Raw genomic sequence first — 26,106 nt, forward strand, 5'->3', positions numbered from 1 at the left:
GGCCTCATCGCCAGCAAGCCGGCTCCTAAAAGGTTTGCGTGTAATCCATGTTTTATAGGGCACCGGACCTGTAGGCGCTGGCTTGCCAGCGATGGCGGCCTCGTATGCGGCGCGGTACTTGAGGGCCTCATCGCCGGCAAGCCGGCTCCTACAGGGTTGAGTTTCGTCAGAGATATCAGCGTGAAAACCGAACTTGCCGGGCATTTGCCAATCAGTTCCTTACAGACCCTTTTCAAGGAACTCCCCGTTTTGCTCAAGTTCAAGACCGCGATGTTACTGGGGGCGTTGCTGTTTCTCGGCAGCAACGAGCTGGAAGCCGTCACGCTGCCGGGTGTTCCCGCCGCAGCCGAGGAGCCGGCAAAACCTGAGCCGCTGGTCCAGGGGGGCCTGCTCGGGGCCATCAGTTCCAGCATCGACGACGTTCAGGACAAGCTCGACCTCAACGAAAACCTGGTCGACGCCTGGCGCCTGCGGGCGGATCGGGCGGCGGATGAAGTCGACAAACTGGTGAACCAGCCTTCGTCTCGATCACCGATGAGCGTGGTCGGCGATTTCCTGTTGTTGTCCGGCGTCTGGCTCGGAGTGTTTGCCTTGCTCACGGTACTCGGTGGGCTGCTGGACAAACGCTTGAGTGCAGGCCGATTTTTTCGAAAATACCCGCGTAGCCAGGACCTGCTCGGCTACCTGCTGCCATACACAATTCCCGCGTTGATCTGCCTGCCGATAACGCTATACGTCAGCCATTTTTTGCCGAATTCGGTGGGCCGGGCGCTGGCGCTGTGCTTTGCCTACGCCACCAGCAGCGGCATTTTCTCCACCTCGATGTTCTTGTGCGTGATCGTCATGTTCAACACCGGACACAAGCGTCCGGCGGTGCAGATCATCCGTGATTACTGCCCCAAACCGCTGTTTCTGATCGGCTTCCTTGCCGCGCTCAGCGATGCGTTGACCAGCCCGCAGATCGCCCGGCAACTGGGCGGCAACATCACCAGCAGCATTGCGGTGTTCACCGGTCTGTTTGCCTCGATCATCTTCGGATTGCTGGTGATTCGCCTGCGGCGTCCGGTGGCGCATCTGATCCGCAACCGGGCGCTGGCGCAGCGCTTGAAACAGCCTTCATTGCAGGAGTCCCTGCGGATTTTTTCCGGGCTCTGGTACTGGCCGATTCTGCTGATGGTGATGGTCTCGGCGATCAACCTGATCGGCGTCGGCGAGGACAATCAGAAAGCCCTGCGCTGCGCGTTGTTCACCACCATTCTGTTGATTGCCATGGTGTTCCTCAGCACGATTTTTCAGCACCTGTTCAAATCCGGAAAAGCCGCTGCGATCCAGCGCAGCAGTGCCTATAAGGAGCGTTTTCTCAGTTTGCTACACGCGTTGCTGCGAATTGTCATGGCCGTGGCGTTCATCGAAATTCTCGGGCGGATCTGGGGCGTGTCGCTGTTCGAGTTCGCCGAACGCAACTCGGTGGGCCGGGCGATCAGTGAGTCGCTGAGCAGCATGGGTCTGATCTTTCTGGTGACGTGGTTGCTGTGGGTGGTGCTCGATACCGCGATTCAGGAAGCGTTGAAACCGCCGATCAATAAACGCACGACACAGCCGAGTACGCGGGTCAAAACCATCCTGCCGCTGCTGCGCAACGCGATCAAAATCATCCTCGTGGTGATCTGCGCCATCACCACCATGGCCAACCTCGGGATCAACGTCGCACCGCTGCTGGCCGGTGCCGGGGTGGTCGGCCTGGCCATCGGTTTCGGTTCGCAGCAACTGGTGCAGGACGTGATCACCGGCCTGTTCATCATCATTGAAGACACGCTGTCGATCGGCGACTGGGTGGTGCTCGACTCCGGGCATGCCGGCACCGTCGAAGGCCTGACCATCCGCACCTTGCGCCTGCGCGACGGCAAAGGCTTTGTGCACTCGGTGCCGTTCGGGCAGATCAAGGCTGTGACCAACCAGTCGCGACAATTTGCCTATGCGTTTTTCTCGGTGCAGTTCACCTACGACACCGATGTCGACAAGGCTATCGAGCTGATTCGCGAGGCGGGGGATTCGATCCGCGACGATGCGTTTCTCAAGTACAACCTGCAAGGGCCGCTGGACGTATTTGGCGTCGACAAAATGGACCTCAACGGCGTGGTGCTGACGGCGCAGTTCCGTACGGTGTCGGGTGGCCAATATGCGGTGAGCCGTGCGTTTAACCAGCGCTTGAAAAAGCTTGTGGATAACAGCCCGTGGGTGCATTTCGCGCAGACTTATCCACAGCAGGTTTTGATGCCCCGGCAGGTTGCTACTGCGCAGGGAGATGATGACCTTGTGCCGGAGAATTCGCCGGTGTTGTTGCCGGATCAGCCGCGTACCCAATGATTTTTGTGGGTGCTGATGGCCCCATCGCGGGCAAGCCCGCTCCCACAGGGATTAGCTGTGTTGCACAGATTGTGTTCACCCCCGAGAACATTGTGGGAGTGGGCTTGCCCGCGATGGGGCCGGCCCGGACAGCATCAATGCCGGATCAGTTTGTTGTGTAGCTCGGCAGTCGATTGCTGATCCAGCTCCAACCAGAAAACCTGCTTTCCGGCGATCTCGGCAGCCACTGGAAGACCATCGCGGTACACCAGCCGATTACTCGCCAGCGCCGGTACTTTTGCACCGGGTAACAGCGTGCCCGCCAGGTTCAGCGGATCAACCCCGCACACCGCGATCAAACTCCCGTCATGCGCCCGCCGCCGCACTTCGCGCAGCAATGGAATCGCCTCGGGCAAGGCAAACTGCTCACCGGCCAGACCACTCACGAACCGCCCGCCGCGAATCTCGCCGCGAGCCTCCAGCCGGTGGAACGTGCGCAGCAATTCACGCCAGCTCGGCAGCCAGTCTGCTTCACGTTCCAGCAGGCGCCAGAACACCACGCCGTAGCGGCGCAGCAAGGTCATGGCGATGTGTTCCAGGGTGTCGCTCGGCGTTGGATGTTTGCTATCCACCAGCGGCGCAGGCGGCCCGCGCCTTAGCAAGGCCCAGCGCCCGGCATCGTCCATGCCGCCAATAAAGGCGCCACGTCCGCGCCGGCTGCTGCGATTCTGCCGTTTACTGGCCGGGGTGATCAGCGCCCGCAAACCGGCAAAACTGTCGGCGTTCACCAACCCGGCGCCGACCAGTTCCTGCAAGGCGATTTCCAGCTCCGAGCGCAGCAGATGAGCCTCGTGAATCAGCTCATCGAAAAACAGTGCGCCGTGCTGACTGAGGGCTTCGTAGACCTTTTGCGTTTTCGGCGACAGTTCGCTGACCGCTGTCTGCTCGGTCAGACCGCTCCATAACCCGACCTGACTGCGCGGCAGCAACACAATGGGCGTGCTGCGCAACGCGGTGCCGGCGTTTTTGTTGCGTGCCGTCAGGCGCGTCCAGACCAACTTGCCGCTGCGGCACAGGTCATCCAGCCAACTCGCCGAATAGCCTTTGATTCGTGCCGGCAGAATGTCGCTGTCCCAGGCTGTAGCGGCGGCGGGATAGCCTTCGAACTGAGCGACGATGGCCGGCAGCACTGCATTGCCCTGGCCTTGAGTCGAGGCAGAAAGATGCTGCCAGTCGAACAGGAATCGCATGAAATCCTGCAACGCCACGGGTTCGATTTCTCGGCGCAGACGCTTGACCGTGTAGCGATGAATCCGCGCCAGCAGATGCCGTTCGCACCATTGTTCCTGATCGGTGCCGGGCGTGAAGCGGCCGCGCAGCACATAACCCTCACGTTCCAGTTGCGCGAGTGCCTGGGTGACGTGAGTCGGGGTTAATCCTAACGGCTCGGCAATCGCGCTCAGCGGCAACGGACCAAAAGCGCTGAGCCGTGCGCGGATGACTTCCAGCACCGCTTCGTCCGGCTCCCAGGCTTCATCAAAACCGGGTAATGCCTCCAGCGGCGGCGAGAAATTGGCCTGTGGATAAATCGCTCGCAGGCAGGTCAGCCGTTCCAGCGCCAGCCACAGCGATGGCTCGGTTTCGATCTGCAAACGACTGGCGCGACCGCTCTCGGCAAGGGCAATCAACCAATCCAGCCACTGCGGATTGGCCTGCGCCTCGGCATCGGTGATGCACGCGAGACTCATCAACGTTTCGCGCATTTCATCGACATTGGTCGGGGTTGGCCAGGCCTCGTCGCGCACCGCTTGAATCGCCTCGGCGTCCAGCGCGCCGAGGTCGTCGGTGGATTGCGGGTCGCTCCAGCGCCGGTTGAGCACGGCTTGGGTGCGGCGCTCTTCCAGTGGCGCGTCGTCAAGAAAAGTGTAAGGCCGGGCGCTGAGAATTTCCGCGGCCAGCGGCGAGGGCGCCGGCAGGTCACGGCTGATCAGGCGAACGTCGCCGCTTTCCATCCGGCGCAACAAAGTGAGCCAGCCTTCGCAGTCCATCGCTTCGTGCAGGCAATCGTCGAGGGTCTGTTCCACCAGTGGATGCTCGGGAATCTCGCGCTCGCCGGCGAGGTTTTCGACGCAGGCGATCTGGTCGGGAAACACGCTGGCGATCAGGTCTTCGCTTTTCATCCGTTGGATTTGCGGCGCAACTTTGCGTCCGCCGCTATAACGCGGCAACGCCAGCGCAACCCCGGCATTCCAGCGCCAACGCACACCGAACAGCGGCGCATCGAGCACCGCTTGAATCAGCATGTGCTCGGCGCTGTTGCTGTGCAGGTAACGCCAGACATCATCGAGCTCAAAGCTGTGGCTGGTCGAAAGCGAGAGGACGATCGCGTCTTCGCTGGCGGCGGCCTGCAATTCGAAATTGAAGGTGCGGCAGAATCGCTTGCGCAAGGCCAGGCCCCACGCGCGGTTGATGCGGCTGCCGAAGGGCGTGTGGATGATCAGTTGCGTGCCGCCCGACTCATCGAAAAAACGTTCCATCAGCAGCGTGTCCTGCGAGGGCAGGGCGCCCAATGTCAGGCGCGCGGGGGCGAGGTAATCCACCAGTTGTCCGGCGCTGTCGAGGTTCATTCCGAGGGTCTCGGTCAGCCAGTCGAGGGCCGGCTGCAAATTGCCGGGCGTGGCGCCGAGCAGCTCGTCGAGTTGCGCTTGCAGACGCGCCACGGCGAAGGACAATTCAGCGCTGCGCCCCGGCGCTTCACCGAGCCAGAACGGAATGCTCGGTGGCTGCCCGTGAGCATCCTCGACCCGGACCTTGCCGGTCTCGACCCGCAGGATTCGGTACGACGTGTTGCCCAACTGAAAGATATCGCCGGCGATGCTTTCCACGGCAAAGTCTTCGTTGACGCTGCCGATGTTCAGCCCTTGCGGTTCCAGCAGCACGCTGTAGTCGGCGTTGTCGGGAATGGTGCCGCCGCTGGTCACCGCGGTCAGTTTGCTGCCCCGGCGACCGCGCAACGTGCGCGTCACGGCGTCGCGGTGCAGGTAGGCGCTGCGGATGCCCTGGCGACCGTTGTAGCCCTCGGCGAGCATCTGCAACAACGCCTGATAATGTTTTTCGTCGAGTTCGGCGTAGGGCGAGGCTTTGCGGAACATCTCCAGCAGCGCTTGCTCCGGCCACTCCTGGCAACTGACCTCGGCGATGATCTGCTGGGCCAGCACGTCCAGCGGCGCTTGAGGAATGTGCAGGGTGTCGAGTTCACCGCGGCGCACGCAGTCGAGCAGGGCGGTGCATTCGATCAAGTCGTCGCGGGTGGTGGCGAACAACCGGCCTTTGGGCGTGCCGCCGACCTGGTGGCCGGAGCGGCCGACCCGTTGCAGAAACCCGGCAATCGAACGCGGCGAGGCGATCTGGCAGACCAAGTCGACATCGCCGATATCGATCCCCAGTTCCAGCGACGCCGTGGCGATCAGCACTTGCAGGTCACCGCGCTTGAGCCGCTGTTCGGCGTCGAGGCGAAATTCCTTGGCCAGGCTGCCGTGGTGGGCGGCGACTGCTTCCTTGCCGAGACGCTCGCTCAAATGCCGGCTCAAACGTTCGGCCAAGCGTCGGGTGTTGACGAAAATCAACGTAGTACGGTGTTCGCGGGCGAGAACGGCGAGACGGTCGTAGACCAATTCCCACACATCGTTGGCCATCACCGCCGACAACGGCACCGGCGGCACTTCGATGCCCAGATCCCGTGGGCGGGCGTGGCCGATGTCGATGATTGCGCAGTCACGATCACGCCCGACCAGAAAGCGTGAAACCGCGTCGATGGGTTTTTGCGTGGCAGACAGGCCGATGCGCATCAATGGCTCGGCGCACAACGCCTGCAAACGTTCCAGGCTCAGCGCCAGGTGGCTGCCGCGTTTGCTCGCGGCGATGGCGTGGATTTCATCGACGATCACCGTGCGCGTGGTGCTGAGCATTTTGCGGCCAGAGTCGGAGCCGAGCAGCACGTAAAGGGATTCCGGGGTGGTCACCAGAATGTGCGGCGCGGTTTTACGCATCGCCGAGCGGTCTTTTTGCGGCGTGTCGCCGGTGCGCACGGCGGTGTTGATCTGCAACTCGGGCAGGCCCATCGCCCGCAGTTGTTCGGTGATGCCGGCCAGCGGGTTTTGCAGGTTGATCTGGATGTCGTTGGACAAGGCCTTGAGCGGCGAGACGTAGACCACCCGTGTTTCGTCGGGAAGTCCGTCTGCGGTTTCCAGGCCTTGGTGAACCAGATCATCGATGACGGCGAGAAACGCGGTGAGGGTTTTGCCGGAGCCGGTGGGCGCGGCGATCAGGGTCGAACGGTGCTGGCGGATCAGCGGCCACGCCCGGGCCTGGGCGGCGGTGACCGTCGGGAACGTGCTGCTGAACCAGGCGCTAACGGCGGGGTGGAAACCGTTCAGGGCGCTGTCTGCGGGGATGGGCAGGTTCATAAATCTATTTATGCCGGTGGGGTGGGGGAGATGCAAGTACCACTTGGGATCTCTGTTGACTGGCAGGGCGCCATCGCTGGCAAGCCAACTCCTACAGGTTTTGGTGTGGACACAACATTTGTGAACAACAACGATCACTGTAGGAGCTGGCTTGCCCGCGATGGGTCCTGTCGCAGCACCACAAATCCTGGAGATCTACACTTTACGGATGACGGTTGCGCACTAAACCCGCAAAATGCAACGATTCCGGCAACTATCGACGACATCGCCCGCGAGCGGTGTCGATAAAAGCCATTGTTCCAATCAGACTGGGCCTGCTGACTCTATGCGAATGCGCCTTATGTTACTGGGCGGCGGAAATGCCCTTGGGCAGGCGCTGATTCGCCTCGGTGCGGAGGAAGACATCGGTTTCCTCGCCCCCCGCCCACCGCAAGACGGCTGGGACGCCGCGAGCCTGACGCAACTGCTCGACGACACGCGCCCGGACGCGCTGATCAATCTCGCCTACTACTTCGACTGGTTCCAGGCGGAGGCGGTCAGCGAAACGCGTCTGGCCGGGCAAGAACGGGCAATCGAGCGCCTGGCCGAACTCTGCCAGCACCACAACATCGTTCTGCTGCAACCCTCGAGCTATCGCGTATTTGACGGCTCACGGGCGACCGCCTACAGCGAAAAAGACGAGCCGGTGCCGCTGGGCCTGCGTGGTCAGGCCTTGTGGCGGATCGAGCAAAGCGTGCGCGCGACTTGCCCGCAGCATGTGCTGCTGCGGTTCGGCTGGCTGCTCGATGACAGCCCCGACGGCACCCTCGGACGTTTCCTGTCCCGCGCCGAACAACCTGACGAGCTGCTGATGGCCGATGACCGCCGGGGCAACCCGACGCCGGTCGACGATGCGGCCCGGGTGATCATTTCGGTACTCAAGCAACTCGATTGCGCGGCGCCGCTGTGGGGCACCTACCATTACGCCGGGCACGAGGCGACCACGCCGCTGGCGCTGGGGCAGGCGATTCTCACTGAAGCCCGCGCGCTGCATCCGCTGGCCATCGAAGCGCCGACCGCCCAGGCTCACGCCGCACGCCCGGATGCTGCCGAAGAGCCGCAACATGCGGTGCTGGCCTGCAAGAAAATCCTCCACACCTTCGGGATCAAACCCCGCGCCTGGCGTGCGGCACTCCCGGGTTTACTGGACAGGTTCTATCGCCATGGCTGACGGCCCCGTTTTAATCACCGGCGGCGCCGGTTTCATCGGCTCGCACCTGACCGACGCCTTGCTCGCCAAGGGCCATTCGGTGCGGATTCTCGATGACCTGTCCACCGGCAAACGCAGCAACTTGCCGCTGGACAATCCCAGGGTCGAGCTGATTCTGGGGGACGTCGCGGATGCGGCCCTGGTCGCTCGCGCAATGGCCGGTTGCAGTGCGGTCGCGCATCTGGCGGCCGTGGCGTCGGTGCAGGCCTCGGTGGACGATCCGGTGAAGACCCACCAGAGCAACTTCATCGGCTCGCTGAATGTCTGCGAAGCCATGCGCCAGAGCGGCGTCAAACGCGTGCTGTTTGCCTCCAGCGCAGCGGTCTACGGCAACAATGGCGAAGGCCAGTCGATCGACGAAGACACGCCCAAGGCACCGTTGACGCCGTATGCGTCGGACAAGTTGGCCAGCGAACACTACTTCGATTTCTACCGTCGCCAGCATGCGCTGGAACCGGTGATTTTCCGTTTCTTCAACATCTTCGGTCCGCGCCAGGATCCGTCCTCGCCGTACTCCGGGGTGATCAGCATTTTCAGCGAGCGCGCGCAAAACGGCCTGCCGATTACCGTATTCGGCGACGGCGAGCAGACGAGGGATTTTGTTTACGTCGAAGATTTGGTCGATGTGCTGGTGCAAGCCATCGAAAAGCCGCAGGTTGAAGTCGGAGCGGTCAACGTCGGCTGGAACCGGGCGACCACGCTCAAGCAAATGCTCGAAGCGTTGAAAGTGGTGGTCGGTGACCTGCCACCCGTGAGCTACGGCCCGGCGCGTTCTGGTGATATCCGCCATTCGCGGGCGAACAATCAGCGACTGCTGGAGCGCTTTACCTGCCCCGAACAGACACCGATGAGTGTCGGCCTGGCGCGGTTGCTCGGTCGCTGAGTTTTTCGCCCTCATGAAAAAGGCGCCTGTGAAGGCGCCTTTTTTTGCAGATCGTTCCCACCACGTGAACGATTTAGAACTTGTAACCCAGGCCCACCATGTAGATGAATGGGTCGACATCCACATCGACCTTGGCACGGGTGCCTGGTGCCACGGCGTTGTTTTCCACGGTGGCGGTGGTATCGATGTCGATGTAACGCACCTGGGCGTTGAGCAGGATGTTGTCGGTGATCATGTAGTCAGCACCGACCTGAAACGCCATGCCCCAGGAGTTATCCGCCTTGAAGTTGCTGAAGCCGTTGGCGCTGGCCTCGCTGCCGACGTGCTCGTCGTAGATCCAGGTGTAGTTGATACCGGCGCCAACATACGGTTGGAATACGGACTTCGCGTCCAGTGGGTAGTACACGACACTCAAGGTCGGCGGCAGGTGTTTCAGGCTGCCGAGTTTGCCGTTGGCCGGGCCGAGGGTGGTGCCTTTGATCTTCACGTCATGTTCGAATGGCGTGGCCGCGAGCAGCTCGATGCCCCAGTGGCTGTCGAGCATGTAAGCGAAGTTCAGACCCAGTTGCGTGTCGCTGCTCATGGTGGCCTTGCCATGCAGATCGGTGCCGGCTAACGGACCTTGATCGACCTTGACGCTGGAGCTGTCGGCTTTCGGGTTGACGGTGATTGCACCGGCACGAAGGATGATGTCGCCGGCTTCGTGGGCATGGGCGAGCGGGGCTGCGAGCGCGAGGGCAAACAGCGAAGCGCTGAGCAAGGACTTGTGCATGGAGGCTCCAGAGGACGTTGAAAATGTTCGATGTCCAATGGTACGGAGCCGTCTGGTCCGGTCTTTTGATTCAGCTCAATGAAACCGTCATGGGGTTGGTTTTTGTGGAACTTTTGATGGCCCTATCGCGGGCAAGCCCGCTCCCACAGGATTTAGGTGATCCCTGTGGGAGCGGGCTTGCCCGCGATGGCGATTGATCAGGCAATACAAAAGTGCCGGATTCACTCCGGCAATTCATACACATAAATCTTGTCCGCTTCCATCTGATACCCCGCATCCGCCAACTCGCTGGTCGACGCCTTGACCTGCAACGCCCCCTCGATCCAATAAGGCTGATACAGCTCGTCCAGCTTCACGCCGACTTCGCTTTTCACATGCACGATCTGGTTCGACGGCGGTGGCGGTACGTGGATGCAGGCGCCGAAATACGGCACCAGCAGAAACTCCGTGGTGCGACCTGCTTCGCTCACTTCCAGCGGCACGATGTAGCCCGGCAGGCGGATGTTCTGACCGTCGAGGCTCTTCACCACCGGTGCATTGGGCATGTCCTGTCTGGCGGCTGGTGCCGACTCGGCAGACAACGTGCTGCTCATCTGCGACATATCGTGCAGCGGCGTCATGTTCGGCACTTCTGGCGCCGCGTCCGGCGGGATCATTTCCGACCAGGTCAGTTCTTTCGGCTCGGCGGCCCACAGCGGCAGCGCGACCAGCATCAACAGCGCAAGCAGAGCGCGGGGCATCATTAACGTCCTCATAGTCGGATCGACAGGCCATCGGCCAGGGATTGGCGATACGCGCGCCAGGCCGGCACGCTGCCCATCAGCAACGCGGCGATCAGGATGCCACCGAGCAGCGTCCATTCATATTCACTGGGCCAGGCCAGCGGCAGATACAAACCGTAATTGGCCTGCACGTAACCCTGAGCCGCCGCGATGCACACGTAAAGCAGGGCCACGCCGGCGATCACGCCCGACAACGCCAGCGCAAACGCCTCCAGCACCAGCAACGTCGCGATGTGCCAAGGCCGCGCGCCGACCGAACGCAGAATCGCCATCTCGCGCCGACGTTCATTCAGGCTGGTGAGAATCGCCGTGAGCATGCCGATCAACCCGGTCAGTACCACGAACAGCGAGACCACAAACAAGGCTTTTTCTGCGGTGCTCATCAAACTCCACAACTCTTGCAGCGCCACGCCCGGCAGGATCGCCAGCATCGGTTCGCCTCGGAATTCGTTGATTTCGCGCTGCAGGGCAAAGGTCGAAATCTTGCTGTTGAGGCCGAGCATGAATGCGGTGATCGCTTGCGGCGTCAGGTCCATGTTGCGCGCCTGATCGGCGCTGACACGGCCATTGCCCCGCGCGGGAACGCCGTCGTGCCAGTCGATGTGAATCGCTTCCATGCCGCCGAGGCTGATGTGCAACGTGCGGTCGACCGGGGTGCCGGTACGTTTGAGAATGCCGACCACGGTGAACGGTTTGTCGTCGTGCTTGACCAGGCTGATCACCGCCACGCCGTGGGCCAGCACCAGTTTGTCGCCGAGGTTGTAGTGCAGCGCATCGGCCACTTCGGCGCCGAGCACCACTTCGAACGGGTCGGTGGCAAAGGCTCGACCGTCGGCCACTTCCAGGTGTTGTTGATGGCCGTACTGGTAGTGCTCGAAATACGCCTCGGTGGTGCCCATCACCCGATAACCGCGATGGGAATCACCGAGGGACATCGGGATCGCCCACTTCACTTTCGGGTTGTTGGCGAAGTGTTCGAAGCTGTCCCAACGGATGTTGTTGGTGGCGTTGCCGATGCGGAACACCGAGTACAGCAGCAGGTTCACCGAACCGGAACGGGCGCCGACGATCAGGTCGGTGCCGCTGATGGTGCTGGCAAAACTGGCCTTGGCTTCGGTGCGTACCCGTTCCACGGCCAGCAACAGGCAGACCGACAGGGCGATGGCGAATGCAGTGAGGATCGCGGTGAAGCGGCGGTTAGCCAGGCTGGCCATGGCTAGACGAAACAAATACATCTCAGACCTCGGACGGGGTGGCGGCGCGATTGAGCTCGGCCAGCGACAGGTGGCGGTCGAACAGCGGCGCGAGGCTTTGGTCGTGGCTGACGAACAGCAGGCTCGACCCGGCTTCGCGGCATTCGGCGAACAGCAGGCGAATGAAATTTTCGCGGGCGTCGTAATCCAGGGCCGAGGTCGGCTCGTCGGCGATCACCAGTTCCGGCTGACCGATCAACGCGCGGGCGGCGGCGACCCGTTGCTGTTGGCCGATGGACAGCGAGTCGGCACGGCGGCTGAGGAGGCTTTCATCCTTCAAACCCAAATGCGCGAGCAGGGTGGCGGCGGCTTGAACGACGCTGCCGTGGCGCTGGATCGCCCGTTCGGCGCGCAGTCTGGAGAAGTGGCAGGGCAGCTCGACGTTCTCGCGCACCGAGAGAAACGGCAGCAGGTTGAACTGCTGGAAAATGTAGCCGGTGTGATCGACGCGGAAGCGATCGCGCGCACCGGCGCCGAGTTCGGTCAGTTCCTGGCCGAGCAGGCGAATGCTGCCGCGATCCGGTTTCTGCACGCCACCGAGCAAGCCGAGCAGGGTGGTTTTGCCGCTGCCGCTGGGGCCTTTGAGGAACAGGGTTTCACCCGGTTCCAGGCGGAAGGCCGGGATGTCCAGCAACGGCGGGTGACCGGGCCAACTGAAGCCCAGGTCGGACAGTTCGATGAGTGCTTGGGTCATGTGAAACCGGTCAGGTGGAGGGTGAGCACCTTGTGGGAGCGGGCTTGCTCGCGAAGACGGCGTGTCAGTCGACATCAATGTTGCATGACACACCGCATTCGCGAGCAAGCCCGCTCCCACATTGGATCTGTGGTGGGTCAGAACTTGAGGGCGGCAGCCTTGGCCGTCACTTCAACCCCTTGCTGCCCGCTCGGGCTGATCAGTTGTACCTGAATTTTCTGGGTCGCCGGGAACGTGTTGAAGAGGTTTGCCAGATCGAGGGTTTTCAATGCCCCCGGCGTTGCGCAGGTGAACTGGTAGTGCGCGTGGATTTCGCTGTGGTCGTGGTGATGTGCGTCTTTGGCATCGTCGTCGTGATCATCATCGGCATCCGGTTTGTCACCAAACAGCGGGCTTTCCAGTTCCTGGGTCGCGACCACACAACCCGCTGCTTTTGGCAGGCTGAACAGGGAAAGCGGTTTTTCCAGTTGCGCACGGGCGGCGGCGACTTTGGCCTTGTCGGCGTCGGTGCTGGCGGCGTGTTCGAAACCCACCAGGTTCATCGCCGGGCTTTCCAGTTCCAGCGCCAGGGTCTGACCGTCCAGTGCCGCATTCAGGCGACCGACGCCATGTTCGTGGGCGCCAAGGCTGCCGTGCTCATGGTCGTGATCATGTTCATCAGCCGCGTGAGCGAGGGCCAGCGGCAACAGGGCAAACGGCAAAGCGAGCAGCAGACGACGCATGGCGGGTCTCCGGAAGTAAAATGAATAAATTGTTATGTAATCTTATAACGTAAGTGCGCAGAGTTTGACCGTCCGCTTGGCGTTGCACAAGTCCCATGGGAGCATGTGGGTCAGAAATGTGCAGGAGCAGACTTATGGTGCGAATACGCGGAAGCATCGGCGACTGGCCGGTGGATTTGACTCTGGAAATGGACGACGGTGACTGGGCGCGGCTCGGCGCGCAGTTGCAGGTGGTCAAGCCCGAAGCCGGTGCGGCGCCGTCGAAACCGCTGAATCAGGACGATGCGCAGTGGCAGGTCGCCAGGGACTTGCTACGCAAGGCCGGGCAATTGAGCGGGCCGGATTTGCTGGAGCAACTGGAAGGACTGACGGGCAGCGCGGGGGCTGGCAAACGCCTGTTGGTGCGTTTGCGACATTGCGCGGAGGTGAAGGTGTCGAGCGGCGGGGATACGCCGCTCTATAGCTGGATCACGCAGTAACTGCTTTCGGGATTTGTGATCACCCCGACCCTGTAGGAGCCGGCTTGCCGGCGATGAACGATGACGTGGTTCGTCAGTACAGCGCAGCAAACAACTTGCGACGGTACGTGGTCACCAACGGATGATCATTGCCCAGCAACTCGAACACTTGCAGCAAGGTCTTGTGCGGCAAACCTTCGCTGTAGCTGCGGTTGCGGATGAACAGCTTGAGCAAGGCATCCAGCGCCGCGTCGTACTGCTGACGGGCCAGTTGCTGAATCGCCAGTTGATACACCGCTTCATCGTCCTGCGGGTTCTTCGCCAGACGCGCCTTCAGGTCGGCGGCATCCGGCAAGTCCTTGGCCTGGCCGAGAAACTGGATCTGGGCTTTTGCGCCAGCCAATGCAGCCTTGTGTTCATCGCTTTTCACCGCGTCGAGCACGGTTTGCGCTTCACCCAGCTCGCCCCGTTCGGTCAGGCAGCGGGCATACAGAATCAGCGCCTTGGCGTTGGTGTTGTCTTCGCTCAGCAGCACGTTGAGAAGGGCTTCGGCGTCGGCGAAACGACTTTCGTCAAACAGCGCCTGAGCCTGTTCGAACGGATCAGCCGCCGCCGGTGGCGGCATTTGTACGTGAGGTTCCAGCATCGCGCGAACGGCGGATTCTGGCTGCGCACCGGCAAAACCGTCCACTGGCTGGCCATCCTTGAACAACACCACGGTTGGCAGACTGCGAATGCCGAAGCGGGCGACGATGTCTTGTTCCAGGTCGCAATTGACCTTGGCCAGCAGCAATTCGCCCTGATAGCTCTCGGCGATGGTCTGCAGCATCGGCATCAGCACTTTGCAGGGCGCACACCATTCGGCCCAGAAATCCACCAGCACCGGTTTGTGGAAAGAGTTCTCGATCACCGACTGGTCGAAATCGGCGGTCGTGGCGTCGAAGATGTATGGCGTTTCCTGACTCATGGGGGATCTCGTAAAAGCGTGAATGGGGCAACTATACGACTTGGTGGGGTGTGGCCGGAAGCGGGGTGGTCTTTGAGAAGTGTGTCGTCTGACAGGACGCTTTCGCGGGCAAGCCCGCTCCCACAGTGGTTTTGTGTGGAACACGGATTTAGCGCCAGGCCCCAACCCCTTGTGGGAGCGGGCTTGCCCGCGATGCTTTTAGCCGCGCCGCGCGTGGTACAGGCTCACATATCGAAACTCTTCGGGCTCGGCTAGATCCGGCAAGGTCATCGCTTCGAGCATGTCGATGCGTTGATACAACGGATGACGAAAATCCCTCACCCGCGAATCCGCCACCAGCGCCTCCCGGCCGCGACTCAAAAACTCATCGAGCAGCGGCAGATTCGCCCGGTCGTACAGCACGTCGGCCACCAGAATCAAATCAAAGCGATCCGCCTCGGCGAAAAAGTCTGTCGAGTAGCTCAGTTCAACTTCATTGAGCTCGGCATTCGCCCGACACGCGGCAATCGCCAGCGGGTCCAGGTCACACGCCACCACTTCCAGCGCCCCGGCCTTCACCGCGGCAATCCCCGCGACTCCGGAACCGGCGCCAAAATCCAGTACGCGCTTGCCTTTGACCCACTCGGGGAATTCAGCGAGATAGCGGGCCATCGACAACCCGCTGGCCCAGCAAAAACTCCAATACGGCGGTTCATGCAGAATCCGCCGGGTTTCTTCCGGGCTAAAGGCGCGGTCCATGTTGTCGCCGTCGATCAGCCACAGTTTCAGGGCGGTATCGGGCAATGCGACCGGGACAAGCTGTGCATCACCGAGCAACTCGCCCAAGGCCTGTTGCAGGTCGAGCGGTGCAATCATGGCGCTTTGACGAATTGCAGTTGACCCATGGCCTGGGTCGTTGCCTGTGTGATGACTTGCGAGGGCAGGTGCAAAATCAGCTGGCCGGACTGGCTGGTGCGACCCCGCAGTTCCACGCGGGCACCGGCCGGAAACGATTCCGGGTTGAAGCGCAGGTGAAACGGCAGCACTTGGTTGGTACCAATCAGGCTGGAGCTGGCGAGCAATTGTTGCGGGCGATCCTTGTCGTCGATCACCAGCAGCGCCAATTCGACTTCAGCACCGGCCGGCACGCCTTGCAGGGTACCGCTCAGTTCACGTTGATACGCGGGCAGCGGGCCGAGGTTGGCGGACTCGCGGGCTTTCTTCTGCGCCGCTTGTGGCGCTGGCCCGGGCGTCGGCGGCTGGGGCTTGGGTGCATCGCTGCTGCAGGCCACCAACAGGCTGAAAAGGCTGAGCAATACGAGCGGTCTGAGTGACATTTGCGGCTCCAGCAAGGTGAAATCCATGGATCGTTCTATATAGCCAGTCTGTATACCGCAAACCCTATGGCTTGTCTTGCCACCGGGATGCGCTACCATGGCCCTCCCTTTTTTTGTTGCCTGCCACCATGCACTGTCCCTTCTGCGGTGCCAACGACACCAAGGTCATCGACTCGCGTCTGGTCGCCGAGGGCGAACAGGTGCGCCGCCGGCGCGAATGCCTGGCCTGCGGCGAGCGTTTCACGACGTTCGAAACCGCTGAACTGGTGTTGCCGCGCCTGATCAAAACCGACGGCAGCCGCCAGCCGTTCGACGAAGAAAAACTCCGCGCCGGCATGCAACGTGCGCTGGAGAAGCGCCCGGTGAGTGTCGAGCGTCTCGAATCGTCGTTGGTGCACATCAAACACAAGCTGCGCGCCACCGGCGAGCGCGAGGTCAAATCCCTCGTGGTCGGTGAACTGGTGATGGCCGAGCTGCAAAAGCTCGACGAAGTCGCCTACATTCGTTTCGCCTCCGTGTATCGGCGCTTCCAGGACCTCAACGAGTTCCGCGAAGAGATCGATCGCCTGGCCCGTGAGCCGGTGAAAGAATGACCACGCCCACAGAACAAGCCATCCTCGACGCGCATTACATGGCCCGAGCCCTGGAACTGGCGCGCAAAGGTCATTACACGACGCACCCCAATCCGCGGGTTGGCTGTGTGATCGTGAAGGACGGGCAGATTGTCGGCGAAGGCTGGCACGAGCGCACCGGCGAACCCCACGCCGAAGTCCACGCCCTGCGCGCCGCAGGCGACAAGGCTCGCGGCGCCACGGCCTACGTGACCCTCGAACCGTGCAGCCACCACGGCCACACGCCGCCCTGCGCCGATGCGTTGGTGAATGCCGGCGTCGCCCGCGTGGTCGCGGCGATGCAGGATCCGAACCCGTCGGTCGCCGGTCGCGGCATGCAGCGCCTGGCTCAGGCCGGCATCGCCATCGAAAGCGGTGTGCTGGAAGGCGAGGCGCGCAAGCTCAATCAAGGCTTCCTGAAACGCATGGAGCATGGCTTGCCGTTCGTGCGGGTCAAGTTGGCCATGAGCCTCGACGGTCGCACGGCGATGGAAAGCGGCGAAAGCCAATGGATCACCGGCCCGGCCGCACGCTCGGCGGTACAACGCCTGCGCGCCCAGGCCAGTGTGGTGTTGACCGGTGCCGATACGGTGCTGGCCGACAACGCTCGTTTGACCGTGCGCGCCGACGAATTAGGCCTGGACGCCGAGCAAACCGCGTTGGCCATGAGCCGTCCGCCGCTGCGCGTGCTGATCGACGGCCGCCTGCGCGTGCCGCTGGACGCGCCGTTTTTCAAGGCCGGCCCGGCGCTGGTCGCGACCTGCATGGCGATCGAAGAGCAATACGCCAACGGCCCGGAATGCCTGATCGTTGCTGGCGAGGATGGTCTGGTGGACTTGCGCAAGCTGTTGGTCGAACTCGCCAACCGTGGCGTCAATGAAGTGCTGGTCGAGGCTGGCCCGCGTCTGGCCGGCGCCTTCGCGCAGCAAGGCCTGGTGGATGAATTCCAGATTTTCATCGCCGGCAAGTTCCTCGGTTCTTCGGCCCGTCCGTTGCTGGACTGGCCGCTGGCGCAGATGAAAGACGCGCCCGAGCTCAAAATCACTGAAATCCGTGCGGTTGGCGATGACTGGCGAGTCATCGCCATACCTGCGCCAGCGGCGAGCGTATAATTTCCGGCCTGCGCCACGCGACGGCCCTGTTCTCGAGGAGGACCCCATGTTTACCGGCATCATCGAATCCATCGGCAGTATTCGTGCATTGACCCCAAAAGGCGGAGATGTGCGGGTCCACGTAGAAACCGGCAAGCTCGATCTGAGCGACGTCAAACTGGGCGACAGCATCGCGGTCAACGGCGTGTGCCTGACCGCGGTTGAATTGCCGGGTAATGGCTTTGCCGCGGACGTCAGTCGCGAAACCCTCGACTGCACCGCCATGAATGACCTGAAAAGCGGCAGCCCGGTCAACCTGGAAAAAGCCCTGACCCCGACCACTCGCCTCGGCGGGCATCTGGTCAGCGGTCATGTCGATGGCGTGGGCGAAGTGGTTGCCCGTAGCGAGAACGCCCGTGCCGTGGAGTTCCGCATCCGTGCGCCGAAGGAACTCGCCAAGTACATCGCCCACAAAGGCTCGATCACCGTCGACGGCACCAGCCTGACCGTGAACGCGGTCGATGGCGCCGAGTTCCTGCTGACGATCATTCCGCACACCTTGAGCGAAACCATCATGGCGTCGTACCAGCCAGGTCGCCGGGTGAACCTCGAAGTTGACTTGCTTGCCCGTTATCTGGAGCGCCTGCTTCTAGGCGACAAGGCCGCAGAGCCTGCTTCTGGAAACATCACTGAAAGCTTTCTGGCCGCCAACGGCTACCTCAAATCCTGACTCAAGGGGGTGCCTTGTGGCGCTCAATAGCATCGAAGAACTGGTTGAAGACATCCGCCAAGGCAAGATGGTCATCCTCATGGATGACGAAGACCGCGAGAACGAAGGCGACCTGATCATGGCCGCCGAGTGCTGCCAGCCTGAACACATCAACTTCATGGCCAAGCACGCCCGTGGCCTGATCTGCATGCCGATGAGCCGCGAGCGCTGCGAACTGCTGAAGCTGCCGCTGATGGCGCCGCGCAACGGTTCCGGTTTCGGCACCAAGTTCACCGTATCGATCGAAGCGGCGACTGGCGTGACCACCGGCATCTCCGCCGCCGACCGTGCGCGCACCGTGCAGGCCGCTGCCGCGAAAGACGCCAAGGCTGAAGACATCGTCAGCCCCGGTCACATTTTTCCGCTGATGGCCCAGGCCGGTGGCACCCTGGCTCGCGCCGGCCACACTGAAGCCGCCTGCGACCTCGCGCGCATGGCCGGTTTCGAGCCGAGCGGCGTGATCTGCGAAGTGATGAACGACGACGGCACCATGTCCCGTCGCGCCGAACTGGAAACCTTCGCCGCCGAGCACAACATCAAGATCGGCACCATCGCCGACCTGATTCACTACCGGATGATCCACGAACGTACCGTTCAGCGGATTGCCGAGCAGCCGCTGGACAGCGAACTGGGCCAATTCAACCTGGTGACCTATCGTGATTCCGTGGAAGGCGACGTGCACATGGCCCTGATCCTGGGCACCGTCTGCGCCGAAGAGCCGACCCTGGTTCGCGTGCACAACATGGACCCGCTGCGCGACCTGTTGATGGTCAAGCAGCCGGGTCGCTGGAGCCTGCGGGCCGCCATGGCCGCGGTTGCCGAGGCGGGCAGCGGCGTGGTGCTGTTGCTCGGTCACCCGCTCGATGGCGACGTGTTGCTGGCACACATCCGTGAAACCGCGGAGCACGCACCGGCGAAAAAACCGACCACCTACAGCATCGTCGGTGCCGGTTCGCAGATCCTTCGGGACCTGGGCGTGCGCAAAATGCGCCTGATGTCTGCGCCAATGAAATTTAATGCGATATCCGGTTTCGATCTGGAAGTTGTAGAATACGTGCCCTCCGAATAATGACTGGGTGTTTCCAGTCCTTGATTCGCGGTTAACACATCACTGAGGGACGCGTAGAAAACGCGTCCCGGCTCTTTAAGAGATCTAACGAATGACCCTGAAGACCATCGAAGGTACCTTCATCGCCCCTAAAGGCCGCTACGCTTTGGTAGTAGGCCGTTTCAACAGCTTCGTCGTTGAAAGCCTGGTCAGCGGTGCAGTTGATGCCCTGGTTCGCCATGGCGTGAGCGAAAGCGACATCACCATCATCCGTGCGCCTGGCGCCTTCGAAATTCCGCTGGTTGCGCAGAAAGTCGCTCAGAAGGGCGAGTACGCGGCAATCATCGCCCTGGGCGCGGTCATTCGTGGCGGTACTCCGCACTTCGAATACGTGGCGGGTGAATGCACCAAGGGCCTGGCCCAGGTGTCCATGGAATTCGGCGTACCGGTCGCCTTCGGCGTACTGACCGTTGATTCCATCGAGCAAGCCATCGAACGTTCCGGCACCAAGGCCGGTAACAAAGGTGCCGAAGCTGCCCTGTCCGCTCTGGAAATGGTCAGCCTGCTGGCGCAGTTGGAGGCCAAGTGATTAGCGACGAAAGCGATCGTTTCAACCCGCGCGATCCAAAGCCTGCGGACGCCGGCAAGCCATCGAAAAGCGTCAAGCGCCGCGAAGCCCGGCAGCTCGCGACTCAGGCGCTGTACCAATGGCATATGGCCAAGCAGTCGCTGAACGAGATCGAAGCGCAGTTCCGGGTCGATAACGATTTCAGCGATGTCGATGGCGCCTACTTCCGTGAAATCCTCCACGGGGTTCCCGCGCAGAAGGACAAGATCGACGCCGCGCTCAAGCCTTGCCTGGACCTGACTATCGAAGAGCTGGACCCGGTTGAACTGGCGGTATTGCGCCTGTCGACCTGGGAACTGCTTGAGCGTGTCGACGTCCCTTACCGCGTTGTGATCAACGAAGGTATCGAGCTGGCGAAAGTCTTCGGTTCCACCGACGGCCACAAGTTCGTCAACGGTGTGCTCGACAAGCTGGCCCCGCGTCTGCGTGAAGCTGAAGTGAAGGCGTTCAAGCGCTGATTGGCGCTTGAACTCTTTGTCTCAGCCATGGGTGAGTTTGAGCTGATCCGCAATTTCTTCGCCGCCGCGCCTTGTGCACAGGGCGGCGAAGGCGTTGCCCTCGGGATCGGCGATGACTGCGCCTTGCTCGCTGTTCCCCCTGGGGAGCAGTTGGCCATTTCCACCGACACACTTGTGGCCGGTGTGCATTTCGCAGACCCTTGCGACCCGTTTCTGCTCGGTCAGCGCTCGCTGGCCGTGGCCGTCAGCGACCTGGCTGCCATGGGCGCCACCCCCGTTGCCTTTACCCTTGCCCTGACCTTGCCGACGGTGACCGCCGATTGGCTGGACGCGTATGCCCGTGGTTTGAACCGCATGGCGCAGAGCTGCGGCGTGGCGCTGGTGGGGGGCGATACCACCCGTGGGCCGTTGAGCCTGACCATGACCGTGTTCGGGCGTGTACCGGGTGGTTTGGCGCTGACCCGTAGCGGCGCGCAGCCAGGCGATTTGCTTTGTGTCGGCGGTGAACTGGGCAACGCCGCCGGTGCGTTGCCGCTGGTGCTCGGTCAGCGCACGGCTGAAGCCGCCATCGCTGATCCGCTGCAGGCACATTACTGGTCGCCGCAGCCGCAACTCGCGTTGGGTCAGGCGTTGCGCGGTAAAGCCACCTCGGCGCTGGACATCTCCGACGGTTTGCTCGCCGACTGCGGGCACATCGCACTCGCGTCGAAGGTCGGCATTCAGGTTGAACGGGATCGATTGCCGCTGTCGAAAGCTTTAGTGGCTTTCCTCGGTCACGCGGGCGCTGAAGAGGCCGCCCTGAGCGGTGGTGACGACTATGTCCTGGCCTTCACCTTACCGCCCGTCGAGTTGCCATCCCTGGTGGCCAAAGGATGGCCGATCCACGTGATCGGGCGTGTGGTGGCCGGGCAGGGCGTTGTGCTGCTGGATGCCGCTGGACAAGACATCACCCCGCAAACCCGGGGTTACCAACATTTTCGGGAGACACCGTGACAGATCATCCCAAACAGGTTCCGGCGGAATTCGTACCGCCGTCGGTCTGGCGCAATCCCTGGCATTTCCTGGCATTCGGCTTCGGCTCGGGCACCCTGCCAAAGGCACCGGGCACCTGGGGTTCGTTAGTTGCGCTACCCTTTATCCCGTTGTGGCAGATGCTGCCCGACTGGGGTTACTGGCTGATGCTGGGCATCACCATGCTGTTCGGCTTCTGGCTGTGCGGCAAAGTGGCCGACGATTTGCGCGTGCACGACCACGAAGGCATCGTCTGGGACGAAATGGTCGGGATGTGGATCACCCTGTGGCTGGTGCCGGAAGGCTGGTACTGGTTGCTCGCGGGTTTTCTGGTGTTCCGCTTTTTCGACATTCTCAAGCCGTGGCCGATTCACTGGATCGACCGGCATGTGCACGGCGGCGTCGGGATCATGCTCGACGACGTATTGGCCGGTGTATTTGCGTGGTTGGCGATGCAGGGGCTGGTATGGATTTTCGCCTGAGTGGCGGAACAGGGGACTAGGATGGCTCGACGCTGGTTGGCTGTGATGGTTTTCGCACTGTTTGCTTCGCTCACCCAGGCGGGTGAGGCAGTGACCACGCCATCGGTGATTCATCTCGCCAGCGAAGACTGGGAAGACTACACCGCCGCCGATGGCCATGGCCTGGGTTGGGACGTGTTGCGCGAAGTCTTCGAGCCGGCCGGCGTCAAACTGGACATCCGCACTGAACCCTACATTCGCGCCATCGGCCTGGCACAGCGTGGCGAAGTGGACGCCTGTGTCGGCGGCTATCGCGACGAAGTCAGCGACCTGCTGTATCCGCGCTGGAATTACGACACCGATCACATCTATGCCCTGGGGCTGGCCAGTAATCCGGCACCGACCCCGGAGACCCTGGGCAATTATCGACTGGCCTGGGTCCGCGGCTACGATTTCCAGAATTACCTGCCCAACGTCAGCCGCTATAACGAAGTTGTTCGGCGCACCGGCATTCTGTCGATGCTGACCCGCAACCGTGCCGACTACTACATCGACGCGCTGACCGAGGTGGATTACGTGGTCCGCCGGGCCAAGGATCCGTCCCAGTTTCGGCGCACGCACATCGCGGAATTGCCGCTGTACCTGTGCTTTGCCAATACGCCTAAGGCACGGAAATTGATGGTGCTGTTCGACCAGCGAATGGAGGTGCTGGTCAAAAACGGCCAGTTGAAACCGATTTTCGAACGCTGGAAGCAGCCGTATCCGTTTGATTCGAATTGAACAGAAACACCGCTGCGAGCGGCGAATCCTGTAGGAGCCGGCTTGCCGGCGATGACGCCCGTTCACGCGATTAATTTGTCAGCTGACTTGTCGCTATCGCCGGCAAGCCGGCTCCTACAGGTCCTGCTGCGCATTCGGGGATCAAACTTTTAGATCGTTATGCCCCATAATTCAGCCTAAGCGTCTGTAGGAACCTGCTGTTACAATGCCGCGTCTGCGAATCTCCAGTACTTATTGATCAGGAGCACACCGGTGCCTGTCGTTTTTGTCGCCGCTTCCAAGCTGCCAACGCCTTTTGCGCAATTCACCATGCACGGCTTTCTCGATGAAGAAAACGGGCGCGAGCACGTCGTGCTGAGCCTCGGTGAGTTCGACGACGGTGCCCCGGTACTCGGCCGCCTGCACTCCGAATGCCTGACCGGCGATGCCTTGTTCAGCCAGCGCTGCGACTGCGGCTCGCAACTCGAGGCCGCCTTGCAGGCCATCGCCCGCGAAGGCCGTGGCGTGTTGCTGTACTTGCGTCAGGAAGGCCGTGGCATTGGCCTGCTGAACAAGATCCGCGCCTATGAATTGCAGGACGGCGGTGCCGACACCGTTGAAGCCAACGAGCGCCTGGGCTTTGCCGCCGACCAGCGTGACTACGCCATGTGCCTGCCGATGTTGCAGCACCTGGGCGTGAAATCCCTGCGCCTGATGACCAACAACCCGCGCAAGGTCAAAGCCCTGACCGACATGGGCATCGTCGTCGCCGAGCGCGTGCCGCTGCACACCGGCCACAACCCGCATAACAAACTCTACCTGGCCACCAAGGCCAGCAAGCTCGACCACATGATGGGCAACGAGCATCAGGGCGAGGTGGGTCGAGCGTGACCCGCGGTCAGGTCCGGCGGCGACTGTCCGTCAACTGGTGGCAATACCTGGCGCTGGCCTTATTGCCACTGTTCGTGATCAACGGCGTATTCGGTCAAAGCGAGGCGATCCTGCCGGTGCTGGCAATGCCGATGTTCATTGCCGGTGTAGCCTCGATGTTTGTCAGCCTGAAGTTTTTCGGTGGCTACAAACACGCACTGATCGCCACCCAGAAAGCCCTCGATACCCCTGAAGAGCCCGCCGCGTGGATTGTCCTGGCGGCCAAGCGTCGTACTGCGTTCCTGGCCGCCGGTTTACCGGCCTGGATCGGTGCGTTGGCTGTCTTCGTCGGGCTTGAAGCGGTGCCGTTGGTGCTGTTGGCGCTGTCGACCACGGTGCTGTTCTACCTCTACCGTATCCCGCGTCAACTCGGCTGATGCGCCGTATCGGGCTGGCGGTTTTGTTGCTGGCCGTCAGTTGCTCGGCTGTTGCGGTCGAGCGCGTCGTCAGCCTCGCGCCGTCGCTGTCTGAAATCGTTGTTGAACTGGGTTCGGCTGATCTTCTGGTCGGTGTTCTGGATGCCGGCGATCGTCCTGCTGAACTCAAGCACCTTCCATCCGTTGGCCGCTACGGCCAGTTGAACATGGAGCGGCTGCTCAGCCTGAAACCCGATTTGTTGTTGCTGTGGCCCGGCAGCGTCGGCCCGGCCCAGCGTGAACAACTCAAACGCTTGAACATCCCCACGTACGTCGCCGACCCCCACAGTCTTGAACAACTGACCGCGCAAATCGAAGCGATTGCCGCGCAGCTCGGCCGGCCCGAGCGTGGCGTGTCACTGGCCAGCGATCTGCGTCAGCGCCTTGATACATTGCGTCAGCGCTATCGACGGGACGAACCGTTGCGGGTGTTTTACCAGGTCTGGGATCGACCGCTGTACACCGTCGGCGGCGGGCAGATCATCAGCGATGCGCTGGACGTGTGCGGCGCGCGCAATGTGTTTGCCGACCTGACATTGCCGGCGCCGCAAGTCAGCATGGAAGCCGTGTTGCAACGAAATCCCGAGGTGATTCTGGCCAGCGACCAGGCACAGCTCGATGAGTGGAAATCCTGGCCGCAAGTGGCGGCGGTGGCGCGAGCACAATTGCTATTGGTCACTGACAAAGGTCTGGAGCGGCCGAGTGGGCAGATGCTCGAGGCAACTGCCAAGTTGTGCGATTTGATCGCGCCCGATCGGTGAGACCAAGGCACAGCCTTCGCGAGCAGGCTCGCTCCTGCGAGACTGATCCTTGATTGGTATCACGCGGAAACTCTCACTCCATCCTCCAGCACCGTCGACCCTGCCACCTTGCACAGCTCTACCCCGGCCGCCGCAAACCGGATCGCACTGCGCATATACATCACTCCGCTGACTGAACTACACACCACTTGGGTAACACCGCTAATGGGATCAATGATGTGCAGCACTGGCTCACCGCATTCAATCCAGGTGCCAGGTTGATGCAGGAATACCACCAGTCCGGCATAGGGCGCACGCAGGGTGAGTGAGCCTTCGAAGGGGGTGGCCGGTTGGAGCAGGGGAGGCATGGGTGGAGGCGTGCCTTTGATGATGCCGCGGTATTGCAGGAAGGCATAAAGTGCTGCTGCGTCCCGGGCAGCCAGTGCGTGCTCGACCTGCGCTTCGCCCCGTAATTCGACTGTTGCGGCGAAGCAGCCCGAGGGGATCGCTACGCGGCCGGCGAATTGTTCTGCCAGTCGACACCACGGCTGGCCGCAGGCTTCGTCGAATGAGCCAGCGCCGCTGCCGTCGGCGAGCAGCGTGGCCTGGGCGCCGATGTAGCGAGCCAGCGGTTCGATCTGCGCCCGGCAAGGCGTCTCTCCGTAGAGGTGGACCACAGCCTGTGCATCGCAATGCAGATCGAGGACGACATCGGCATCGATAGCCAGCAGCAATTGCGCCTGGCGCAGGGATTCGATCTCGCTGTCAGGGTGCATCTGTTTCAGTGCATCGAGCATGGCCTGGCGAATAATCTGACGGTTCTGATCAGGATCTTCAGTCAGTTCATCGGCCAGCCGATTGGCGACCATCGCGGCCAGATCACGGTATCGGCGGTTGAAGTTCTCGCCACTGTTGAAGTCAAAACGGCCCATGGCATCGTGCATCAGGGTCTGTTCCAGACCGATCGGGTTGGCGATAGGCACCAGCACGATTTCGCCAAGGATCTCGTCATGTGTCTCGGCGCGATCCAGCAATTGCCGCAAATGATGCAGTGCCAGCATGCCGGGTAGTTCGTCTGCATGCAGGCTGGCTTGCAGGTACACCTTGCCAGCACGACCTGCCTGGCCGTAGTGCAGGCTGATCAGTTCGCGCCGGGTGCATGGGGTGCGAGTCAACAGAGGATGGTATTCGACGCGCATGGGTTCTTCCTTGTGGGAGTAGTCGATCCATCTTTAAGAAATTGAAAGCGCCCCACAATCGAATAATTTCCCCCTCA

At 61.8% G+C, this 26,106-nt stretch carries 27 protein-coding genes; 17 read left to right on the top strand and 10 right to left on the bottom strand.

The window, feature by feature from the left end; translation table 11 throughout:
* Positions 1 to 249 precede the first annotated feature (249 nt).
* On the top strand, positions 250 to 2,367 hold the full coding sequence (locus ACI77H_RS23635) for a mechanosensitive ion channel family protein (RefSeq protein ID WP_407014298.1): 2,118 nt from the start codon (positions 250 to 252) through the stop codon (positions 2,365 to 2,367).
* A 134-nt stretch (positions 2,368 to 2,501) separates the two neighbouring features.
* On the opposite strand, the gene ACI77H_RS23640 is transcribed toward ACI77H_RS23635, so the two are convergent.
* Positions 2,502 to 6,812: a DEAD/DEAH box helicase gene (locus ACI77H_RS23640; protein WP_407014082.1), complete on the bottom strand. Its 4,311-nt coding sequence runs from the start codon at positions 6,810 to 6,812 to the stop codon at positions 2,502 to 2,504.
* Positions 6,813 to 7,137: 325 nt separating this feature from the next.
* On the opposite strand from ACI77H_RS23640, the gene ACI77H_RS23645 reads away from it, so the two are divergent.
* Together ACI77H_RS23645 and ACI77H_RS23650 are read left to right on the top strand one after the other, a co-directional pair.
* A complete protein-coding gene (locus ACI77H_RS23645; protein WP_407014083.1) occupies positions 7,138 to 8,022 on the top strand; it encodes a sugar nucleotide-binding protein in 885 nt (294 codons plus the stop codon).
* Positions 8,015 to 8,944 (top strand): NAD-dependent epimerase/dehydratase family protein, encoded by a 930-nt coding sequence (locus tag ACI77H_RS23650; RefSeq protein ID WP_407014084.1) that lies wholly within the window; start codon positions 8,015 to 8,017, stop codon positions 8,942 to 8,944. The genes ACI77H_RS23645 and ACI77H_RS23650 overlap by 8 nt, the downstream gene beginning before the upstream one ends.
* 73 nt (positions 8,945 to 9,017) lie before the next feature.
* On the opposite strand, the gene ACI77H_RS23655 is transcribed toward ACI77H_RS23650, so the two are convergent.
* Complete coding sequence (locus tag ACI77H_RS23655; RefSeq protein ID WP_407014085.1) at positions 9,018 to 9,716, bottom strand: OmpW/AlkL family protein; 699 nt, start codon at positions 9,714 to 9,716, stop codon at positions 9,018 to 9,020.
* A gap of 23 nt (positions 9,717 to 9,739) precedes the next feature.
* Here ACI77H_RS23655 and ACI77H_RS23660 point away from each other — a divergent pair, with 23 nt between their 5' ends.
* Positions 9,740 to 9,913, top strand: coding sequence for a hypothetical protein (locus tag ACI77H_RS23660; protein ID WP_407014086.1), 174 nt, complete (start codon positions 9,740 to 9,742; stop codon positions 9,911 to 9,913).
* 24 nt (positions 9,914 to 9,937) lie between these two features.
* On the opposite strand, the gene ACI77H_RS23665 is transcribed toward ACI77H_RS23660, so the two are convergent.
* The 4 genes from ACI77H_RS23665 to ACI77H_RS23680 all read right to left on the bottom strand — a co-directional run bounded on the left by ACI77H_RS23665 (position 9,938) and on the right by ACI77H_RS23680 (position 13,167).
* Positions 9,938 to 10,456: a DUF3299 domain-containing protein gene (locus tag ACI77H_RS23665; protein WP_407014087.1), complete on the bottom strand. Its 519-nt coding sequence runs from the start codon at positions 10,454 to 10,456 to the stop codon at positions 9,938 to 9,940.
* 11 nt (positions 10,457 to 10,467) lie between these two features.
* The gene (locus ACI77H_RS23670) at positions 10,468 to 11,733 is read right to left on the bottom strand and encodes an ABC transporter permease (RefSeq protein ID WP_407014088.1); all 1,266 of its coding nucleotides are present in this window, start codon (positions 11,731 to 11,733) and stop codon (positions 10,468 to 10,470) included.
* A 1-nt stretch (position 11,734) separates the two neighbouring features.
* Complete coding sequence (locus ACI77H_RS23675) at positions 11,735 to 12,445, bottom strand: ABC transporter ATP-binding protein (RefSeq protein WP_407014089.1); 711 nt, start codon at positions 12,443 to 12,445, stop codon at positions 11,735 to 11,737.
* Between the two features lie 137 nt (positions 12,446 to 12,582).
* Positions 12,583 to 13,167, bottom strand: a complete 585-nt coding sequence (locus tag ACI77H_RS23680) for a DUF2796 domain-containing protein (protein ID WP_407014090.1) — start codon at positions 13,165 to 13,167, stop codon at positions 12,583 to 12,585.
* 134 nt (positions 13,168 to 13,301) lie between these two features.
* Here ACI77H_RS23680 and ACI77H_RS23685 point away from each other — a divergent pair, with 134 nt between their 5' ends.
* A complete protein-coding gene (locus ACI77H_RS23685) occupies positions 13,302 to 13,646 on the top strand; it encodes a hypothetical protein (RefSeq protein WP_407014091.1) in 345 nt (114 codons plus the stop codon).
* Positions 13,647 to 13,719: 73 nt separating this feature from the next.
* Here the strand turns inward: ACI77H_RS23685 and trxA are convergent, their stop codons facing one another.
* The 3 genes from trxA to ACI77H_RS23700 all read right to left on the bottom strand — a co-directional run bounded on the left by trxA (position 13,720) and on the right by ACI77H_RS23700 (position 15,908).
* Complete coding sequence (gene trxA, locus ACI77H_RS23690; protein WP_407014092.1) at positions 13,720 to 14,592, bottom strand: thioredoxin; 873 nt, start codon at positions 14,590 to 14,592, stop codon at positions 13,720 to 13,722.
* A gap of 198 nt (positions 14,593 to 14,790) precedes the next feature.
* On the bottom strand, positions 14,791 to 15,447 hold the full coding sequence (locus ACI77H_RS23695) for a class I SAM-dependent methyltransferase (RefSeq protein ID WP_407014093.1): 657 nt from the start codon (positions 15,445 to 15,447) through the stop codon (positions 14,791 to 14,793).
* On the bottom strand, positions 15,444 to 15,908 hold the full coding sequence (locus ACI77H_RS23700) for a YbaY family lipoprotein (protein WP_407014094.1): 465 nt from the start codon (positions 15,906 to 15,908) through the stop codon (positions 15,444 to 15,446). The genes ACI77H_RS23695 and ACI77H_RS23700 overlap by 4 nt, the downstream gene beginning before the upstream one ends.
* A gap of 128 nt (positions 15,909 to 16,036) precedes the next feature.
* Between ACI77H_RS23700 and nrdR the strand changes: the two genes are divergently transcribed.
* From nrdR to ACI77H_RS23760, 12 genes are all read left to right on the top strand, one after another.
* Entirely contained in the window at positions 16,037 to 16,501 is a 465-nt protein-coding gene (gene nrdR / locus ACI77H_RS23705) for a transcriptional regulator NrdR (protein ID WP_003228656.1), read from the top strand.
* Positions 16,498 to 17,631 carry a bifunctional diaminohydroxyphosphoribosylaminopyrimidine deaminase/5-amino-6-(5-phosphoribosylamino)uracil reductase RibD gene (ribD, locus tag ACI77H_RS23710; RefSeq protein ID WP_407014095.1) on the top strand — a complete coding sequence of 378 codons (1,134 nt, stop codon included), beginning with the start codon at positions 16,498 to 16,500 and terminating at the stop codon, positions 17,629 to 17,631. Before nrdR ends, ribD begins: the two co-directional genes overlap by 4 nt.
* 46 nt (positions 17,632 to 17,677) lie before the next feature.
* The gene (locus ACI77H_RS23715) at positions 17,678 to 18,340 is read left to right on the top strand and encodes a riboflavin synthase (protein WP_407014096.1); all 663 of its coding nucleotides are present in this window, start codon (positions 17,678 to 17,680) and stop codon (positions 18,338 to 18,340) included.
* A gap of 16 nt (positions 18,341 to 18,356) precedes the next feature.
* On the top strand, positions 18,357 to 19,448 hold the full coding sequence (ribBA, locus tag ACI77H_RS23720; protein ID WP_407014097.1) for a bifunctional 3,4-dihydroxy-2-butanone-4-phosphate synthase/GTP cyclohydrolase II: 1,092 nt from the start codon (positions 18,357 to 18,359) through the stop codon (positions 19,446 to 19,448).
* Positions 19,449 to 19,539: 91 nt separating this feature from the next.
* A complete protein-coding gene (gene ribE / locus ACI77H_RS23725) occupies positions 19,540 to 20,016 on the top strand; it encodes a 6,7-dimethyl-8-ribityllumazine synthase (RefSeq protein WP_003185938.1) in 477 nt (158 codons plus the stop codon).
* Entirely contained in the window at positions 20,013 to 20,513 is a 501-nt protein-coding gene (gene nusB, locus ACI77H_RS23730; protein ID WP_008033741.1) for a transcription antitermination factor NusB, read from the top strand. Before ribE ends, nusB begins: the two co-directional genes overlap by 4 nt.
* 27 nt (positions 20,514 to 20,540) lie before the next feature.
* Positions 20,541 to 21,506, top strand: coding sequence for a thiamine-phosphate kinase (gene thiL / locus ACI77H_RS23735; protein ID WP_407014299.1), 966 nt, complete (start codon positions 20,541 to 20,543; stop codon positions 21,504 to 21,506).
* On the top strand, positions 21,503 to 22,006 hold the full coding sequence (locus ACI77H_RS23740) for a phosphatidylglycerophosphatase A (protein ID WP_008033735.1): 504 nt from the start codon (positions 21,503 to 21,505) through the stop codon (positions 22,004 to 22,006). Before thiL ends, ACI77H_RS23740 begins: the two co-directional genes overlap by 4 nt.
* A 21-nt stretch (positions 22,007 to 22,027) precedes the next feature.
* Complete coding sequence (locus ACI77H_RS23745; RefSeq protein WP_407014098.1) at positions 22,028 to 22,765, top strand: substrate-binding periplasmic protein; 738 nt, start codon at positions 22,028 to 22,030, stop codon at positions 22,763 to 22,765.
* Between the two features lie 252 nt (positions 22,766 to 23,017).
* Positions 23,018 to 23,635 (top strand): GTP cyclohydrolase II, encoded by a 618-nt coding sequence (ribA, locus tag ACI77H_RS23750; RefSeq protein WP_407014099.1) that lies wholly within the window; start codon positions 23,018 to 23,020, stop codon positions 23,633 to 23,635.
* On the top strand, positions 23,632 to 24,051 hold the full coding sequence (locus ACI77H_RS23755; protein ID WP_407014100.1) for an MFS transporter: 420 nt from the start codon (positions 23,632 to 23,634) through the stop codon (positions 24,049 to 24,051). The genes ribA and ACI77H_RS23755 overlap by 4 nt, the downstream gene beginning before the upstream one ends.
* Complete coding sequence (locus ACI77H_RS23760) at positions 24,051 to 24,851, top strand: cobalamin-binding protein (RefSeq protein ID WP_407014101.1); 801 nt, start codon at positions 24,051 to 24,053, stop codon at positions 24,849 to 24,851. The genes ACI77H_RS23755 and ACI77H_RS23760 overlap by 1 nt, the downstream gene beginning before the upstream one ends.
* A gap of 59 nt (positions 24,852 to 24,910) precedes the next feature.
* On the opposite strand, the gene ACI77H_RS23765 is transcribed toward ACI77H_RS23760, so the two are convergent.
* On the bottom strand, positions 24,911 to 26,029 hold the full coding sequence (locus ACI77H_RS23765; RefSeq protein ID WP_407014102.1) for a succinylglutamate desuccinylase/aspartoacylase family protein: 1,119 nt from the start codon (positions 26,027 to 26,029) through the stop codon (positions 24,911 to 24,913).
* Positions 26,030 to 26,106: the final 77 nt, after the last annotated feature.

The organism is Pseudomonas sp. O230, from assembly GCF_045447035.1.
In the GTDB taxonomy this organism is placed as follows: Bacteria; Pseudomonadota; Gammaproteobacteria; order Pseudomonadales; family Pseudomonadaceae; genus Aquipseudomonas.

Excerpts from the sequence above, each read along its gene's own strand:
- nrdR (WP_003228656.1), top strand. The coding sequence starts at position 16,037 with ATGCACTGTCCCTTCTGCGGTGCCAACGACACCAAGGTCATCGACTCG.
- ribE (WP_003185938.1), top strand. The coding sequence starts at position 19,540 with ATGACCCTGAAGACCATCGAAGGTACCTTCATCGCCCCTAAAGGCCGC.
- ACI77H_RS23675 (WP_407014089.1), bottom strand. The coding sequence starts at position 12,445 with ATGACCCAAGCACTCATCGAACTGTCCGACCTGGGCTTCAGTTGGCCC.
- ACI77H_RS23760 (WP_407014101.1), top strand. The coding sequence starts at position 24,051 with ATGCGCCGTATCGGGCTGGCGGTTTTGTTGCTGGCCGTCAGTTGCTCG.
- thiL (WP_407014299.1), top strand. The coding sequence starts at position 20,541 with ATGGGTGAGTTTGAGCTGATCCGCAATTTCTTCGCCGCCGCGCCTTGT.
- ACI77H_RS23700 (WP_407014094.1), bottom strand. The coding sequence starts at position 15,908 with ATGTCACTCAGACCGCTCGTATTGCTCAGCCTTTTCAGCCTGTTGGTG.
- ACI77H_RS23685 (WP_407014091.1), top strand. The coding sequence starts at position 13,302 with ATGGTGCGAATACGCGGAAGCATCGGCGACTGGCCGGTGGATTTGACT.
- ACI77H_RS23670 (WP_407014088.1), bottom strand. The coding sequence starts at position 11,733 with ATGTATTTGTTTCGTCTAGCCATGGCCAGCCTGGCTAACCGCCGCTTC.
- ACI77H_RS23695 (WP_407014093.1), bottom strand. The coding sequence starts at position 15,447 with ATGATTGCACCGCTCGACCTGCAACAGGCCTTGGGCGAGTTGCTCGGT.
- ACI77H_RS23715 (WP_407014096.1), top strand. The coding sequence starts at position 17,678 with ATGTTTACCGGCATCATCGAATCCATCGGCAGTATTCGTGCATTGACC.
- ACI77H_RS23660 (WP_407014086.1), top strand. The coding sequence starts at position 9,740 with ATGTTCGATGTCCAATGGTACGGAGCCGTCTGGTCCGGTCTTTTGATT.
- ACI77H_RS23650 (WP_407014084.1), top strand. The coding sequence starts at position 8,015 with ATGGCTGACGGCCCCGTTTTAATCACCGGCGGCGCCGGTTTCATCGGC.
- ACI77H_RS23640 (WP_407014082.1), bottom strand. The coding sequence starts at position 6,812 with ATGAACCTGCCCATCCCCGCAGACAGCGCCCTGAACGGTTTCCACCCC.
- ACI77H_RS23680 (WP_407014090.1), bottom strand. The coding sequence starts at position 13,167 with ATGCGTCGTCTGCTGCTCGCTTTGCCGTTTGCCCTGTTGCCGCTGGCC.
- trxA (WP_407014092.1), bottom strand. The coding sequence starts at position 14,592 with ATGAGTCAGGAAACGCCATACATCTTCGACGCCACGACCGCCGATTTC.
- ACI77H_RS23665 (WP_407014087.1), bottom strand. The coding sequence starts at position 10,456 with ATGCCCCGCGCTCTGCTTGCGCTGTTGATGCTGGTCGCGCTGCCGCTG.
- ACI77H_RS23655 (WP_407014085.1), bottom strand. The coding sequence starts at position 9,716 with ATGCACAAGTCCTTGCTCAGCGCTTCGCTGTTTGCCCTCGCGCTCGCA.
- ACI77H_RS23645 (WP_407014083.1), top strand. The coding sequence starts at position 7,138 with ATGCGAATGCGCCTTATGTTACTGGGCGGCGGAAATGCCCTTGGGCAG.
- ACI77H_RS23745 (WP_407014098.1), top strand. The coding sequence starts at position 22,028 with ATGGCTCGACGCTGGTTGGCTGTGATGGTTTTCGCACTGTTTGCTTCG.
- ribD (WP_407014095.1), top strand. The coding sequence starts at position 16,498 with ATGACCACGCCCACAGAACAAGCCATCCTCGACGCGCATTACATGGCC.
- ACI77H_RS23765 (WP_407014102.1), bottom strand. The coding sequence starts at position 26,029 with ATGCGCGTCGAATACCATCCTCTGTTGACTCGCACCCCATGCACCCGG.